12 protein-coding genes and 1 pseudogene are annotated in these 15,703 nt (G+C 76.0%); 4 read left to right on the top strand and 9 right to left on the bottom strand.

Translation table 11 applies throughout. The features are described from left to right. Positions 1 to 279 precede the first annotated feature (279 nt). Together BS73_RS20975 and BS73_RS20970 are read right to left on the bottom strand one after the other, a co-directional pair. Entirely contained in the window at positions 280 to 1,716 is a 1,437-nt protein-coding gene (locus BS73_RS20975; protein WP_037574744.1) for an MFS transporter, read from the bottom strand. A 52-nt stretch (positions 1,717 to 1,768) separates the two neighbouring features. Beyond that, positions 1,769 to 2,989 (bottom strand): M20 metallopeptidase family protein, encoded by a 1,221-nt coding sequence (locus BS73_RS20970; protein ID WP_037580466.1) that lies wholly within the window; start codon positions 2,987 to 2,989, stop codon positions 1,769 to 1,771. Positions 2,990 to 3,048: 59 nt separating this feature from the next. Here BS73_RS20970 and BS73_RS20965 point away from each other — a divergent pair, with 59 nt between their 5' ends. After that, complete coding sequence (locus tag BS73_RS20965; RefSeq protein WP_051940182.1) at positions 3,049 to 4,221, top strand: Lrp/AsnC family transcriptional regulator; 1,173 nt, start codon at positions 3,049 to 3,051, stop codon at positions 4,219 to 4,221. Between the two features lie 244 nt (positions 4,222 to 4,465). On the opposite strand, the gene BS73_RS38850 is transcribed toward BS73_RS20965, so the two are convergent. Next, complete coding sequence (locus BS73_RS38850) at positions 4,466 to 4,759, bottom strand: hypothetical protein (RefSeq protein ID WP_200886717.1); 294 nt, start codon at positions 4,757 to 4,759, stop codon at positions 4,466 to 4,468. A 51-nt stretch (positions 4,760 to 4,810) separates the two neighbouring features. Continuing rightward, positions 4,811 to 6,997 carry a CDGSH iron-sulfur domain-containing protein gene (locus BS73_RS39770; RefSeq protein ID WP_063837036.1) on the bottom strand — a complete coding sequence of 729 codons (2,187 nt, stop codon included), beginning with the start codon at positions 6,995 to 6,997 and terminating at the stop codon, positions 4,811 to 4,813. Between the two features lie 115 nt (positions 6,998 to 7,112). Here BS73_RS39770 and BS73_RS20950 point away from each other — a divergent pair, with 115 nt between their 5' ends. Next, entirely contained in the window at positions 7,113 to 8,255 is a 1,143-nt protein-coding gene (locus BS73_RS20950; protein ID WP_407675037.1) for a molybdopterin-dependent oxidoreductase, read from the top strand. A gap of 453 nt (positions 8,256 to 8,708) precedes the next feature. On the opposite strand, the gene BS73_RS20945 is transcribed toward BS73_RS20950, so the two are convergent. From BS73_RS20945 to BS73_RS39760, 3 genes and pseudogenes are all read right to left on the bottom strand, one after another. Further along, positions 8,709 to 9,365, bottom strand: a complete 657-nt coding sequence (locus BS73_RS20945) for a class I SAM-dependent DNA methyltransferase (RefSeq protein ID WP_037574738.1) — start codon at positions 9,363 to 9,365, stop codon at positions 8,709 to 8,711. Next, positions 9,362 to 10,177, bottom strand: a complete 816-nt coding sequence (locus BS73_RS39765; protein WP_235215706.1) for a TIGR04282 family arsenosugar biosynthesis glycosyltransferase — start codon at positions 10,175 to 10,177, stop codon at positions 9,362 to 9,364. Before BS73_RS39765 ends, BS73_RS20945 begins: the two co-directional genes overlap by 4 nt. Continuing rightward, positions 10,163 to 10,825 (bottom strand): annotated as a pseudogene (locus BS73_RS39760) (glycosyltransferase family 2 protein); the annotation flags it as partial. The gene BS73_RS39765 and the pseudogene BS73_RS39760, both read right to left, overlap by 15 nt. A 94-nt stretch (positions 10,826 to 10,919) precedes the next feature. On the opposite strand from BS73_RS39760, the gene BS73_RS20935 reads away from it, so the two are divergent. Together BS73_RS20935 and BS73_RS20930 are read left to right on the top strand one after the other, a co-directional pair. Beyond that, positions 10,920 to 11,732, top strand: coding sequence for a response regulator transcription factor (locus BS73_RS20935; protein ID WP_051940181.1), 813 nt, complete (start codon positions 10,920 to 10,922; stop codon positions 11,730 to 11,732). Then, positions 11,729 to 12,892 carry a sensor histidine kinase gene (locus tag BS73_RS20930; protein WP_037574735.1) on the top strand — a complete coding sequence of 388 codons (1,164 nt, stop codon included), beginning with the start codon at positions 11,729 to 11,731 and terminating at the stop codon, positions 12,890 to 12,892. Before BS73_RS20935 ends, BS73_RS20930 begins: the two co-directional genes overlap by 4 nt. Positions 12,893 to 13,036: 144 nt before the next feature. Here the strand turns inward: BS73_RS20930 and BS73_RS20925 are convergent, their stop codons facing one another. Then, positions 13,037 to 14,095: an NAD-dependent epimerase/dehydratase family protein gene (locus BS73_RS20925; RefSeq protein ID WP_037574732.1), complete on the bottom strand. Its 1,059-nt coding sequence runs from the start codon at positions 14,093 to 14,095 to the stop codon at positions 13,037 to 13,039. A 120-nt stretch (positions 14,096 to 14,215) separates the two neighbouring features. After that, positions 14,216 to 15,604: a ligand-gated ion channel gene (locus tag BS73_RS20920; protein WP_037574729.1), complete on the bottom strand. Its 1,389-nt coding sequence runs from the start codon at positions 15,602 to 15,604 to the stop codon at positions 14,216 to 14,218. Positions 15,605 to 15,703 lie beyond the last annotated feature (99 nt).

The following is a 15,703-nucleotide window of genomic DNA, read 5'->3' as shown; positions in this document are numbered from 1 at the left end:
CAGAGGGTTGTACCCCGCGAGTTAAGCGGAGAATACGCGCTCGATCACACCGCGTGCCACAACTCGGCGAAGGGGACGGCGAATCCAGCCCCGAACGCGGCGGCGAAGTCGCGCCTGAGGGGCGCGGGGAACTGCGCGGCCCGCCGGCCACGGCGCCGCACACGGCAAGGGACACCCGGTCGCAACCCGGACTCCGCTGCTGGGTGCGCCAGCGCGCGGCGCCGGCCGCGATGTTCCCCGCGCCCCTCAGGCGCGACTTCGCCGCCGCGTTCGGGAGCGCTACGTGCGCGGAAACTCCGTGCGGCGGGTCAGCGCTCCGAAGACGGCCGCGGCGAAGCAGAGTGCCGCGATCACCGCCCACAGCAGCACGTAGGCGTGCTCGCTCGGAGTGCGCCGGCCGGTCAGGGTGAAGGCGCTGAGGATGGAGGCGGCCAGCGCGCCGGCCACCGTCCCGCCGAGCGTGCGGAAGTTGTTGTACAGCGCCATCACCACGCCGGTCCTGGCCGGGTCCGCGGCCTCGGCGACCATCACCGGCATGGCGCCGAGCGCCACCCCCGCGGCCAGCCCGCCGACCGACTGCACCACCGCGAAGACCGGGATGGAGTCGTGCACCAGGCAGTTGACGGTGTAGCAGACGCCGATCACGCCGAAGGAGAGCGCGGTCGCCCACCGGAAGCCGCGCAGCAGCCGGGCCGCCCGCTTGGTGAGCAGCGAGCCGACCACCGCCAGCGCCACCGACGGCACGGTGACCAGCGCGATGCCCAGCGCGCTCAGCTTGAAGCCGTAGCCGGTGACCGCCGGGTCCGCGGCCAGGAAGCTGGTGCCCGCGGCCTGGTTGGTGAAGTAGAAGACGCCGAAGACGAAGGTGCACAGCAGCAGCGGCAGGATGCTGCGGCCGGCCGTCTCCCGCAGGTCCACCAGCGGGTGCGGGACCCGCCACTCGACCCCGGCCCAGCCGCCCAGCACCAGCAGGCCCAGCAGGAGGGGGCCGAGCACCGCCGCCGACCCCCAGCTGTGCTCCTCCGCCACCGACACCCCGTACAGCAGCAGCACCATGCCGAGGGCCAGCAGCACCGCGCCCGGCCAGTCCACCCGGCCGGCCGCCCGGGCCTGCGACTCGGGGACCGCGGGGAGATAGGACAGCGGCAGGCAGAGCGCCGCCAGCACGCCCGGCACCAGCAGCACCCAGTGCGCCGAGGCGATGGCCGCGGAGAGGGTGCCGACCAGCAGCGAGCCGAGGAGCACGCCCAGCGCGAGGGTGCCGGAGAGCCAGGAGATGGCGGTCCTGGCCCGGTCCACCGGGAGCCGGTCCCGGTAGAGGGCGATGATCAGCGTGCCGATCGCGGTCTCGCTGCCCTGGAGCACCCGGCCGGGCAGCATCAGCGGCATCGTCGGCGCGAGCGCCACCAGCAGCGAGCCGGCGCCGAAGGCCACCAGGGCGACCCGCAGCAGCCGCCGGTGGCCGTGGAGGTCGCCGAGCCGGCCGAAGACCGGCACCGAGACCGCCGCGGCCAGCAGCTCGGAGGAGGTGATCCAGGTCAGGTCGGCCGCGCCGAGGTGGAGTTGACGTCCGATGGACGGCAGCATCGGGGCGATCGTGCCCTGCAGCACCCCGTTGACGAACTCGAAGACCAGCAGCAGGGCGATCATCAGCCCGGCGGCCCGGGCGGTCCCCCCGGATCTCCCGGAGTCGACCTGGGCGGTGGTGGCGCTCATGGGTGCTCCTCGGTGCGGTGGCGGTGGGCGGGTGCTCCGGGGGCGGGGACGGCTACCGCTCGGCGGCCGCCGGCCGGGAGAGGCTGCGGGCGGCCAGCTCGGCGAGGAGGGCGGCGGTCCGCGGCAGTACGGCGTCGTCGTGGACGGCCCGCGGGGAGTGGTTGGCCGGCGCGGTGGACGGGTCCGTGCCGGGTGGGCAGGCGCCGACGAAGAGGTACGCGCCGGGGACCCGCTGCAGGACGTAGGAGAAGTCCTCGGCGCCGGAGATCGGCGTGGGCGCCTCCAGCACCGCGTCCGCGCCCAGGAGTTCGCGTGCGGTGTCGAGCGCGAAGGCCGCCTCGGCCGGGTCGTTGGCGGTGACCGGGTAGCCCTCCCGGTACTCCAGCTCGGCGCGGACCCCGTGGGCGGCGGCCACCCCGTCCACCACCCGGCGGATGTTGGCCCGCATCAGCTCGCGGGTGCGCTCGGAGAAGGTGCGGACGGTGCCGCCGCAGGAGGCGGTGTCCGGGATGACGTTCTCGGCGGTGCCCGCGGCGAGGGTGCCGATGGTGAGGACGGCCGGGTCGAAGGCGTCCACCGTGCGGGTGACCATCGTCTGGAGTTCGCCGACCAGGGCGCAGAGCGCGGGGACCGGGTCCACCGCGGTGTGCGGGGCGGAGCCGTGGCCGCCGCGGCCGTGGACGGTGACCCGGATCTCGTCGGCGGACGCCATCAGCGGCCCCGGGCGGGTGGCGGCGAAGCCGAACGGCAGGATGTTGGAGCTGACGTGCAGCCCGTAGGCGGCGTCCACCGGGCGGCCGGCGGCCTCCAGGACGCCCTCCTCCAGCATGATCCGGGCGCCGCCGACGGTCTCCTCGCCGGGCTGGAACATGAAGACCACATCGCCCGGCAGTTCCGCCCGACGCGCCGTCAGCAGCCTTGCCGCGCCCAGGAGTCCGGCGACGTGGAGGTCGTGGCCGCAGGCGTGCATGGCGCCGGGCGTCTCGGAGGCGAACGGCAGCCCGCTCTCCTCCTGGACGGGGAGGGCGTCCATGTCCCCGCGGAGCAGCACCGCCGGGCGTTCGCCGCTCGTGGCGGCGCCGCCGCGGAGCACCGCGGTGACCGAGCTCAGGCCCTGCCCGGTGCTGATCTCCAGGTCGAGGCCGTCCAGGGCGCGGAGGATCCGCCGCTGGGTGACGGGCAGGTCGAGACCGATCTCGGGGTGGCGGTGGAGGTCCCTGCGCAGCTCGGTGAGCTCGGCGGACAGGGCCTCCGCATCGGCGAGTTGGAACATGGCCGGTATGGTGCCCATCACATTCCTCGACGCGGCCGGAATGCCGAGAATCCGAATCCATGGCGGTCCCGACGCAGCAATCCCTCATCGGCCCCGGTTCCGAGCAGCCCGGGGAGCGACTGGACGAGCTCGACCACCTGCTGGTGACCGCCCTGCAGACGGCGCCGCGCGCGGACTGGCGCTCGATCGGCGCGGCCCTGGACGTGGCCCCCACCACCGCGGCCCGCCGCTGGGCCCGGCTGACCTCCGCCGGGCTGGCCTGGATGAGCTGCTATCCGGCGCAGGTCGAGGGCCAGCCGCTGCCGTCCGCCTTCATCGAGATCGACTGCCGGCCGGGCCGGATCGGCGAGGTGGCCGCCGAACTCGCCGGCGACTGCAACGTACTGAGCCTGGAGCAGCAGACCGGCCGGCGGGACCTGCTGGTCAACGCGGTCTTCCTGGACCAGGCGCAGCTGGGCCGCTATCTGTCGCTGCGGCTGGGGCGGCTGCCCGGGGTGGCCGGGGCCCGGGCCGAGCTGACCCTCGTGCTGCACACCAACGCCAGCCGCTGGCGGCTCGACCGGCTCGGCGACCGGCGGCTGGCCGCGCTGGCCCGCCGCCGGCCGCGGCCGGCCCCGACCTCGGAGCACCGGCCGATCGGGTCGGTGCTCCAGCGCGATCTGCCGCTGGTCCGGGCGCTGGGCCTGGATCCGCGGCAGCCGGTGGCCCGGCTGGCCGAGCGGACCGGCCTCAGCCCGGCGACCGTCCGCCGCCGGCTGGACGCGCTGGACGCCGACGAGGCGGTGATCTACCGCTGCGACGTGGCGCGCGGCAGGTCGGGCTGGCCGGTCTCGGTGAGCCTGTGGTGCTCGGCGCCGCCGGCCCGGGCCGCGCGGGACGCGGAGGCGCTCAGCCGGTTCCGGGAGACCCGGATGTGCGCGGAGGTCACCGGCCGCAGCAACATCCTCCTCACCGCCTGGCTGCGCTCGATCGAGGAGCTGCCCGGCTTCGAGGCCCGGATCGGCGGGTCCTGCCCCGAACTCACCGTCGACGACAAGGCGGTGACGGTCTGGCCGATGAAGCTGGGCGGCCAGCTGCTGGACCCGCGCGGCCGGGGGCTGGGCGCCATCCCGCTGTGGGCCTGGTCCGAGGGCGAGCCCTACCAGGCGGCGGACGCCGCGGAACGGGAGCTGGTCGGGCGCCTGCGGGCGGCCGCCGTGATCCCGTCCGGCCCTGCGGGGCCATGGGGGTGAACGGCGCGGAGACGCGTCCCCGAAGCGGCGCCGAGGGGGCGGGGACGTGCTGCGATGGGCGGATGTACGCGACTACCCCGCCGGCCGCGCCGGCGAGCGCGGCCCGCGTGGTCCCCGCCGCCGCGGTTTCCACCGCCGCGGTTTCCACCGCCGGAGTCCCCGCCGCCGCACCCCGGATGTCCCTCTCGCTCGCCGAGGGCGCGGCCGGGCGGGCCGCCGAGGTCGGCCCCGGCAGCCGGCTGCGCTACACCGTGACGGTCGACAACGAGGGCGGCCGGGCGGTGACCGGGCTCCGGCTGGAGCAGTCGCTGCCGGACGGCACTGCCGGGGTGGCAGCCGCCGGGCGGCAGCGGCCGGCCGCCACGGTCTGCGCCTCCACCGGAGAAACGGACGCCCCGGTGGTCTGCGGCAGTGTGCTGAACCCCTTGGCGGCCACCGACGCCACCCGGCCGGGCCTCCTCGGCGAGGGCGGTGGCACGGACTGGACGATCGGCGCCACCGGGGCGGCCGCGCTGCTGGCCGCAGGAACGGTGCTCACCCTCCGCGGCAGGCGGGCCCCCGGAGCCGCTGACCGCCCGGTGGGGGAGCGTCAGCCGATGTCCTTGAAGCCGATGGAGGCGTGCGAGCCGTCGCAGAAGGGCTTGTTGCGGGAGGCTCCGCAACGGCAGAGCGCGACCCGGTTGCGGACCTCGTACTCGGTGCCGTCCGCCGCCGTCACCGGAATGCCGCCGCGCACCCAGTACGGGCCGCCGACCCCCTGCATCGGGTCCTCCACCACGCCGATGCCGGCCACCAGCTGGGGCTCGTACGGCACCTGGCGCTCCTTGTCCCAGACGACGAGCCGGCCGGAGGGGCAGTTCGCGGCCTCCCGGACCACAGCGGTGCCCTTGCCGGGCTCGTGGACCTGCTGCCAGACCGAGCCGTCGACGTCGCAGAACCGGGCGAAGGCGCAGAGCCGCTGGGCGTCCGTGACGCGGACCTCGGGACCGTCCTCCTCGCCGGCCTGCTCGGCGTACGGGAGCTTGGCGGAGGACGCCTCGGCGCCGTCGAAGCCGATCCGCTGGTGGGTGCCGTCGCAGAACGGCTTGACCGCGGAGTGGCCGCAGCGGCAGAGGTGGTACTCCTCCTGCTCGACGGCCTCCGGGTAGCGCCTGCCCTCCCGCCAGGAGACCGACTCCCCCTGGTCGTTGGCGACGATCTGCTGCCGGGCCAGCGGCACCCCGCCGGTCACGTGGTACGGGCCGTTCTCCGTGACCGTGATGCGGTACTCCTTCGCCGAGTCAGTCATCGCCTGCCGCCTCCCTGCCACCGGATCGCCCCCGAGGGCGCCGGATGCCGAAACCGTGCGTACGTGGACAGACTGCTGTGTTTCGGCGCCCGAACCCACCGGACACGCCGCGCACGGCTCTCCCCCGGGCGATGCCGCGCCGGCCCCGCGGCCCCGGAGGCGGCGGGCCGCGCCCACGGCCAGCAGCAGGCCGAGCGCGGCGGCGTAGGCCGGCCGCTGGACCCCGGAGGCGACCAGGTAGAGCGCCGCCCCCGCGGCGGCCGCCCCCAGCCACTCCCAGCGGCCGGCGAGCGCGGCGAGGGCCACCACCGGCAGCGCGTACCAGGGGTAGCCGGGGGAGGCGACGAACAGCGCCGTGCCGTAGACGAGCAGCGCGCCCCGCCACGGTTCCTCCGGCCGGGGCCGGAGGACCACCCGTACGGCCGCGGCGAGGAGCACCGCCGCCCCGGCCCAGGGGGCGAGCGGGGCGGGGAGGAGGAGCCGCAGCAGGCCGAAGCGGGTGGGCTCGGCCTGGTCGTACCCCTCCTCGTGGAGGTAGCCGGGCAGATAGCCGAGCACCCCGGCGCCGGAGGCGGCCAGATAGGGGAGGTAGACCAGGAGGAAGGCGGCCAGCGCGGCCAGCGGCGCGGTCGGTCGGCGGGGCCGGCCGACCGCGGCCGGGAGGACCAGGGCGGGCAGCAGTTTGGTCGCGGTGGCAAGACCGAGGAGGGCCCCGCCGAGGACGCGGCGGCGGGCGGCGGCCGCCGGGACGGCCAGCGCGCCCAGCCCGCCGACCGTGAGGAGCACCCCGAGGACGTCCACATGGGCGTCGTTGACGCCCCACATCACCGTGCCGGGGAACCAGGCCCACAGCGCGGCCCGGCGGGCCGGCAGCCCGCGCCGGCGCAGGACCAGCAGCAGTACGGCGGTGGTCGCCGCGGTCAGCAGCAGCCCGCCGAGCTGCGCGGCGCGGATGCCGAGCAGCAGGCCGAGCGGGTGGATCGCGAGGAAGTACAGCTCGGCGACCGGCGGGTAGATGGTGTGCACCTCCGGCCGGTTGATGTGGGTGCACAGCCCGGCGGCGAAGTGGAGGTCCCAGCCCTGGCAGCCGGACCGCCCCAGCGGCGGGAAGAGCCCGGCCTCCCGCAGCCACGCCAGCGGCGGCGCGGTCGGCGGATAGGCGTACGGGGAGACCCCGGCCGCCTGGACCGATCCGTCCCACAGATAGCGGTAGGCGTCGTCACTGGTCCGCGGCGGCGCCACGAGGCCGGTGGCGCCCAGCAGCAGCCCTCCGCCCGCCACCAGCCGGGCGGCGGTCCGATCGGACAGGGGGCGGAGCCGCAGGGCGGCCAGCGCGAGCACGAAGAGCAGCCCGTCCAGCGGGTACCAGAGCAGCAGCGGTCCGCGGTGCCCCAGGGTTCCGGCGGAGAAGGTGGCCACCAGAGCGGCGGCGAGCGCGCAGAGCGCCAGGAGGCAGAGGAGGACGGGGCGTCGGGAGGGTGCGAGCACCCCACCACCGTGGCATCGCGGAGGGGCTCCTCGGGGGAGGGCGGGCGCGGACGTACGACTTCCGTAAGGCGCGGGCTGCGCCCGGCGGGGCCCGCCGCGCGGTGTGATGGGGGACGTGTCCGGAACCTTCTCCCGCCTCCGACGGCGGCTTCCGTCCCCGCCCCGCCTCCCACTGGACTCCGCGCTCCACGAACCGCGCACCGCCGTGGTGCTCGGCCGCTGGCTCGGCGCGGCCTTCCTGGTCTGCTTCGCCACCGGGCTGATCAGCCACGGCCTGCAGAACCCGCCCGGCTGGCTGCGCGACCACCTGCCCAGCCGCCCGGTGGACGCCTATCGGGTCACCCAGGGACTGCACGTGATCAGTGGGATCGCGGCGATCCCGCTGCTCGGCGCCAAGCTGTGGACGGTGTATCCGCGGCTCTTCGCCCGGCCGGCGGTCCGCGGGGTGCTGCACGCCCTGGAGCGGCTCGGCATCGCCGTGCTGGTCGGCTCGGCACTGCTGGAGCTGGTCTCCGGGCTGCTCGACACCGTGCAGTGGTACCCCTGGCCGTTCCCCTTCCGGCAGACCCACTTCTGGCTGGCCTGGATCGCGGTCGGCGGGCTGCTGCTGCACGTCGCCGCCAAGGCGCCGCTGATCGCCGGGCACTGGCGGCGGGGAACCGGACCCGCTGTCACCGGCCGCCGGGCCTTCCTCGGCGGAGCGGCGCTGTCCGCCGCCGCCGTCACGCTGCTGACGGCTGGTCAGACCGTGCCCTGGCTGCGCCGGGCGGACCTCTTCGGCGCCCGCCGCCCGGACCTCGGCCCGCAGGGGCTGCCGGTCAACCGGACGGCCGCGCAGGCCGGCACGGCGGCGGCGGGCCCGGGCTGGCGGCTCTCGGTGGCGGGCCCGCGGCCGTACGCGCTGTCGCTGCCGGAGCTGGGCGCGCTGCCGCAGCACACGGCGGTGCTGCCGATCGCCTGCGTGGAGGGCTGGAGCGCCTCCGCCCGCTGGACCGGGGTGCGGCTGCGGGACCTGCTGGACCGCGCGGGCGCCCCGCCGGGCGCCCGGGTGCGGGTGGTCTCACTGGAGCGCGGCGGCCCGTACGCCGTGATGGAGATGCCCGCCACATACGCCCGGGACCCCCTGACGCTGCTGGCGCTGCGGGTGAACGGCGAGGCGCTGGACCCGGACCACGGATATCCGGCGCGGATCATCGCGCCCGGCCGGCCGGGCGTCCTGCAGACCAAGTGGGTGCAGCGGATCGAGGTGCTGACATGAGCGGGCAGCGGACGCGGCGCCGGCTGCGGCAGGTCACGGCCGCCGCCGGGGTGGCGATGATCGGTTTCGGGGCGTGGGGGATCCTCTTCCACGACCCGTATCTGAGCGGGCGTCAGCCCGGAGTGCTGCTCACCGCGGCCGCGGTGATCGTCCTCCACGACGGGGTGTGGATGCCGCTGGTCCTCCTGGCCGGCGCGGCGGTGGCGAGGTACCTGCCGGAGCCGGTACGGGCGCCGGTCAGGACCGGACTGCTGGTCGCCACCGCCGTCACCGCCGTCGCCCTGCCGGCCGCGCTCCGCGAGGACGACCGGCACGGCAACTCCTCACTGCTGCCCCTGCCCTACCGGGCGAATCTCGCGGCCGTGCTGGGCGCGATCGCGCTGGCGACCGTCGTGGCGGCCGCGCTGGCGACCGGGCTCGCCGCCGGGCTGAAGCGGCGCCGGCGCGGGCGGCTCACCGCCGCAGCGCGAGGAAGCAGCGCCCGCCGGCCGTCCAGCCGCCCTCGGCGCGCAGCCCGGCGCCGGTGGCTCGGCGTGCCGTGGCGTCGGCGCCCAGGCGGGCCCAGCGGAACGGCGGGCCGAGCCGGCCGAGGCCGTCCTCGATCCGGACGGTGACGCACTCGTCCAGCTGCCCGGCCTCCACCTCGACCAGCAACTCTCCTCCGGGGGCCAACAGTTGGGCGCAACGGGCGAGGAGGGCGGCGGGGTCGCCGCCGATCCCCAGATTCCCGTCGGCGAGCAGCGCGGCGGCCCAGCGCCCCTCCCCCGGCAGCGGGTCGAAGACCGAGCGGTGCAGCGCGGCGGCGCCCAGGCCGCGGGTGCGCGCCACCGCGGCCCGGGTGAGGTCGACACCGAGCGCCGGGACCCCGCGCTCCACCAGTGCGGCGGTCAGCCTGCCCGGTCCGCAGCCGATGTCGAGGACCGGGCCGGCGGCGCGCAGGGCCCGGTGCAGAAGGGTGTGGTCGGCGCTGTCCGGCGGGGCGCACCAGCGGTCCACGTCCAGCGGGCGGCGCCGGCCGTCGGCGTGCCGCAGCCAGAGCGGTCCGCGGCCGCGGAGGAGGGCCTCGGTATAGGGGTCGCCGTCCCAGGTCTCCGGCTCATGGACGCTCACGCCGGGCCGATCGCGCCGGGGTCGGCGGCTTCGGCGCGGGATTCGGCGGTGGCTCTTGCGGCGGCGCCGACGCCGACGCCAGAGCCGGCTCCTGCTCCTGCTCCCGCTCCTGCTCTCAGTCCTGCTCCTGCTCCGGCTCGTGCGGCCAGGAGCTCGCTCCAGCGGGCGGCGAAGCCGGTCTCCGGCGCGGCGGCCGCGACCTCCTCGGCGTCCTCCGCGGTGTCCACGTCGGTCAGGGTCGCGAGGTGACGTACCGTCAGCCCCGCCCCGTCCAGCCGGTCCAGCAGCGCGGCCCCGGTCTCCGCCGTGGACATCGGCACCCCGAGCAGCAGCCGTTCGGCCAGCGCCGCCGAGGGCCGGGCCAGGCCCAGCGCCCAGAATCCGCCGTCCGCCGCCGGGCCGTACCAGGCGTCGACGCCCCGGCGTGCGCCCGGTGCCAGCGGCTCCGCCACCAGCCGGGCCCCGATCTGCGGGGTGTCCATGCCGACCAGGAAGGCCGGGGCCTCCGGGTCGGCCAGCCCGAAGGCATGGGCGAGGCGCCGGTCGAGACCGCCCCCGCACTGCGGCAGCACCTCCCACCCCGGCGGTACCCACCGCCCTGGCTCGCCCTCCAGCACCAGCACCCGGCGCCCGGCCGGCACCGCGGAGAGCGCGCGGAGGGTGTCCGACAGCGCGGCCTCCGCCAGCCGGGCCGCGTCCGCCGGCGAGCACGGCGCGCCGGGCCCGGAGAGCCGGGTCTTCACCCGCCCCGGCACCGGCTCCTTGGCGATGACCAGCAGCGTCGGCCAGCGCGCCGCCAGCACCGCCCGCATGTCGCGGATCGCCTGCCGGGTGCCGCGCACGGTGCCGGTGACCTTCGAGCGCCCCGCGCGCGGCAGGTAGTCGACGTCGGTCTCGGCGATCCGCAGACCGGCCGCCCGGGCGGCCAGCACCATCTCCAGCGGGTAGCCGGAGCGGCGGTCGGCCAGGCCGAGTCCGAGCAGCGATTCCCGGCGGGCGGCCCGCATCGGGCCCAGGTCGTGCAGCGGCAGCCCCGTCCTGCGGCGCAGCCGGCGGGCCAGCTCGGCGTTGGCCAGCCGGGCGTGCGGCGGCCAGGAGCGCGGGCCGGTCGGCCGACGCCGGCCCAGCACCAGGTCGGCGGAGCCGGCCAGCACCGGCTCCGCCACCCGGGGCAGCTGAGCCGGGTCGAGCGAGGCGTCGCAGTCGCAGAAGCAGACCACCTCGGCCTCGGCCGCCAGCAGCCCGGCGTGGCAGGCCGCGCCGAAGCCGCGGAGGGGCTGGTGGACCACGGTCGCACCGAGCTCGCGGGCGAGCGCCGCCGAGCCGTCGGTGGAGCCGTTGTCCACCACGATGGGCCGCCAGCCGGCCGGGACCCGGGACAGCACCCGGGGCAGCGCGAGCGACTCGTTCAGACAGGGGAAGACCACGTCGACCGTCACACCGGTCACGCTAGGGCGCAGAGGGGGGATAAATGCCGCAGAAGCACCTTACGGAAGTCGTACGGATCACCGCTCGGGTGAATCCCCGGGGCCGTGCGCTTCCTATCCTCGATCCGTGACCTCTCCTCTGATCCTGGTCGTGGACGACGACCCCACCGTCGCCGAGGTGGTGGCCGGCTACCTGGTACGCGCCGGGTTCCGGGTCGACCGCGCCGCGGACGGGCCCGGCGCGCTGGAGCGGGCCGGCGCCGAGCGCCCGGACCTGGTGGTGCTCGACCTCATGCTGCCCGGACTGGACGGGCTGGAGGTGTTCCGCCGGCTGCCGCCCGTGCCGGTGGTGATGCTGACCGCCAAGGGCCAGGAGTCGGACCGCATCCTGGGCCTGGAGATGGGCGCGGACGACTACGTCACCAAGCCGTTCAGCCCGCGCGAACTCGTGCTGCGGGTGCAGTCGGTGCTCCGCCGGGAGGAGCGCGGGAGCGGGCACGGCGGGGGCGGCGGAGACGGTAGGGACGGGACCGGCGCGGTCGGCGGGGGCGGGGGACCGGCCGGGTCGCGGCCGGGCCCGGAGGCCGGCCCGCTCCGCTCCGGCGACCTCGCGCTGCACCGGGAGGCCCGCCGGGTCTTCCGGTCCGACCGCGAACTCTCGCTCACCAGCCGGGAGTTCGAGCTGCTGGCGTTCTTCCTGGAGCACCCCGGGGTGGCCTTCTCCCGGGAGGAGCTGATGCGCCGGGTGTGGGGCTGGGACTTCGGCGACATGTCCACGGTGACCGTCCATGTGCGTCGGCTGCGGGAGAAGGTCGAGGACGACCCCGCCCAGCCGCTGCTGATCACGACCGTCTGGGGCGTCGGCTACCGCTTCGACCCGGCGGGCCCCGAACCGGGCCCCGCCGTACCCCCCACCGCGCCCGGGGAGCCAGCGCTGTGAAGGACATCCTGCTCATCGCCGCCTACGCGGCCCTCGGCGCCGGAGCGGCCGGCCTCCTCGGCTGGCCGGCGGTGCGGCTGCTGCGCCGCCGCTCGGTGGCCCTCTCGCTGTTCACCGTGGCCGTGGTGACCGTGCTGGCGATGACCGCCGGGACGGTGGCCGTGGCCCGCGCGATGTTCCTCTCCGACCACGACTTCGGCGTGGTCCTCACCGTGGTCTGCATGGCCGCGGTGGTCTCGCTCGCGGTGGCCGCGCTGCTCGGCCGCCAGGTGGTGCGCGGCAGCCGGGCGCTGGCCCGGGCCGCGCGCACGGTCGGCAGCGACGCCGGATTCGTCGCCCCCGAGCAGCCGCTCGGCGCCGAACTCGCGGAACTGAGCGCCGAGTTGGCGACCACCAGCGCACGGCTCGCGGAGTCCAGGGAGCGCGAGCGGGCGCTGGAGTCCTCGCGCCGCGAGCTGATCGCCTGGATCTCCCACGATCTCCGCACCCCGCTGGCGGGGCTGCGGGCCATGGCCGAGTCCCTGGAGGACGGCGTCGCCGAGGACCCGGCCCGCTACCACGCCCGGATCAGGACAGAGGTGGAGCGGCTGACCGGGATGGTCGACGACCTCTTCGAGCTCTCCCGGATCCAGGCCGGCGCGCTGAGCCTCTCGCTCTCCCGGGTCTCGGTGTACGACCTGGTCGGCGACGCGATCGCGGGGGCGTACCCGCTGGCCAGGGAGCGCGGGGTGCGGCTGGTGGGGGACCGGATCGAGCCGGTGCCGGTGCGGGTGGACCCGCGGGAGATCACCCGGGTGCTGGCCAACCTCCTCTTCAACGCGATCCGGGCGACGCCCTCCGAGGGGAGGGTCGCGGTCGCGGCCCGGCGCCGCGACCAGGACGTGGTGCTCTCCGTCACCGACGGCTGCGGCGGCATCGCCGAGCAGGACCTGTCCAAGGTCTTCGACGCCGGCTGGCGCGGCAGCACGGCCCGGACGCCGAGGGAGTCCGGCGGCGCCGCGGGCGAGCTCGCCGGCTCGGGCGCGGGGCTCGGCCTCGCCATCGTGCGCGGGATCGTCGAGGCGCACGCCGGGCGGGCGTCGGTGCGCAACACGGAGGGCGGCTGCTGCTTCGAGATCGCCCTCCCGGCCGAGCCGGCTCCGGACGCGGCGGCCACCTGAGCCCCCACCGCCACGCCGGCGCTTTGCGTCGGCGCATCCGCGCATCCGCGTCGGCGCGATCCGGCGCACACGCGTCAGGCGATCCGGCGCACCGGCGTCGGCGCGATCCCGCGCACACGCGTCAAGCGATCCGGCGCACCCGCGTCAGCGCAACCGCGCCGTCGCGAACTCGGCCACGCCCTCGGCGAAGCCGACCGCCGGTCGCCAGGACAGCTCCGCCCTCGCCCGGCCGGAGTCGGCCGTGATGTGCCGGACGTCTCCGAGGCGGTACTCCCCGGTGGTCACCGGCGCCGGACCGCCCCGCGCCGCGGCCAGCCCCGCCGCCAGCTCGGCGACGGTGTGCACCACTCCGCTCCCGACGTTGTACGCCCGGAAGACCGTGGCCGCCGCCGGCTTCGCCAGCACATCCAGCGCGGCCAGGTTCGCCGCCGCCACGTCGGCCACATGGACGAAGTCCCGCCGCTGACCGCCGTCCTCGAAGACCCGGGGCGCCTCCCCCCGCTCCAGCGCTGACCGGAACAGCGCGGCCACCCCCGAGTACGGGGTGTCCCGCGGCATCCCCGGCCCGTACACGTTGTGGTAGCGAAGCGCGATCGCCCGCCCCCCGCAGCCCCGCGCCCAGGCGGCGGCCAGATGCTCCTGGGCGAGCTTGGTCGCCGCGTACACGCTGCGCGGGTCCACCGGCGCCGTCTCGTCCACCAGCCCCGGCACGAGCGGCTCCCCGCAGCGGGGGCAGGGCGGTTCGAATCGCCCGGCGTCCAGCTCGGCCGGGTGGCGCGGGCCGGGCGCGACCCGCCCGTGCTCCGGGCAGTCGTAGCGGCCCTCCCCGTACACCACCATCGAGCCGGCGAGCAGCAGTCGCCGCACCCCGGCCCGCTCCATCCCGGCCAGCAGGACGGCGGTGCCCAGGTCGTTGCAGCCCACGTAGGCCGGCAGGTCCGCGAGGTCCTTGCCGAGGCCGACCATCGCGGCCTGGTGGCAGACCGCGTCGACGCCGTCCAGCGCCCGGCGCACGGCCTCGGCGTCCCGCACGTCCCCGTGCCGGAACTCGGCCCCGTCCGGAAGCCGCGGCCGCTGCCCGCCGTCCCCGTGCGCGGCGGGCAGCAGCGCGTCCAGCACCCGCACCCGGTGGCCGGCGCCGAGCAGCCGGGCCACCACCGCCGACCCGATGAAACCGGCCCCGCCGGTCACCAACACGTCCATGCCCCGACGCTAGGCCGCTCCGGCCGCCGCGGGGCGCGGCGCGGCCGGGCCGTCAGGTCTCCGTAATGTCCGCCGCGATGTCGGTGCCCGGTGCCGACGGTCGTCACCGCCCGCGGACGGCTACAGCAGGAACACCCCGATGGTCGCCGCCAGTACCAGCCCCATCGCGATCGGCCAGTACAGCAGCCGCGCCGCCAGATTGCCCCGCCAGGCGACCAGCCGGAAGCGGGAGTTGGCGGTGTAGTCGACGACGTTCAGCGCGGTCAGCGCGATGACCAGGTAGAGGATGAAGTAGAAGTACTCGGCGTACACCACCGAGCCCGAGCCGGTCTGCGAGCGCAGCGAACTGTGCTGCACCGCGACCACCAGCATCATCGCCCCGCAGAACCCGATCACCGTCCAGGTGGAGAAGCCGGCCAGCGAGCGCCGGTCGCTGTCGGTGGTGACCACGAAGAGCGAGGCGAACACCAGGCATGCGATCACCAGCAGCGGGATCAGCCGGTCCAGCAGCGGGCTGAGGAAGTTGCGCGCGACGCCGATGTTGAAGTGCAGCTCGGGGATGGTGCTGTGGACCGAGACGGCGGTGTTGCCGTAGCTGGTCTGGTCGTCCACCTCGTTCATGGCGAAGGTGGTGAACTGGGTGTGCCAGTCGCCGGAGACCAGCTCCCGGTAGAGGCCCATGTTCCGGTGCTTCTGCCAGGGCGGATAGGCGTCGAAGTCCGGCACCAGCGCGTTTCCGTAGCCGGTGGCCCACATCGTCAGCCGGATCACCTGCCGGTCGAAGGGGTAGTGGCGGTAGTCGAAGGGCTGGCGCACGGTCGCGCGCAACTGCCAGCCCACCACCTGCTGCCCGCCCAGCCGGTGCTGGTAGACCATCGGGCCGACCCCGCCGTCCACCGCGTCCGGCAGCAGCAGCTGCGGTACCTCGGGATCGGCCGAGGCGGGCAGCCGCTGCCAGACGAAGCCGGTGAGCTTGACGTTGTTGGCGTCGCTGAACTGGGCGGTCTCGATCAGCACACCGGTCGGCACCCGGGTCTGCCGCTGCTGATGGTTGACCGCCAGAAAGGCGTCGGCCTGGGCGTTGTTCGAGATCAGGGTGCCGGGCACGTGCTTGGTGGAGTCGTCGGCCCCGGTCACCGTCCAGACGCAGATCGTCGCGGCCAGGCAGAGCAGCGAGAAGACGGCGCTGAGCCAGCCGAGCGCGGTCGGCCGCTTCGGGCCGCGGCGCAGCAGCAGCGCCGCCGCCAGGCAGCTCAGGCCGACCACCGCGCAGGCCAGGATCAGCGCGAAGCGGCGGGACTGGTCGAGGAGATCGCGCGTCGGCACGCTGACCCCGGCGGCCGCCACCCCGCACACGGCGAGGAGGACGGCCGCGATCACCAGGTACACCAGGGCCGTCCGGACTCCGCCCCGCCCCGGCCCGCGGCCCGGCGGGCGCGAGCCGTGGGACGGGGCGGAGCCGCCGCGGCCGGTGCCGGACGGCGGGACGGAACCGGACTCGGTCGACATGGTCGCCTCCTGGACGGACGAGAACGATCAAGTGATCGTTGGCGCTTCGCACCTCCCGCGAACCCTCCGCCGCGATGTTCATCCCATCGGCGGGTGCCC

Source organism: Phaeacidiphilus oryzae TH49 (genome assembly GCF_000744815.1).
In the GTDB taxonomy this organism is placed as follows: Bacteria; Actinomycetota; Actinomycetes; order Streptomycetales; family Streptomycetaceae; genus Phaeacidiphilus; species Phaeacidiphilus oryzae.
Note: the sequence above shows the minus strand (reverse complement) of the source record. Positions and strands in the feature narration are given on the sequence as shown.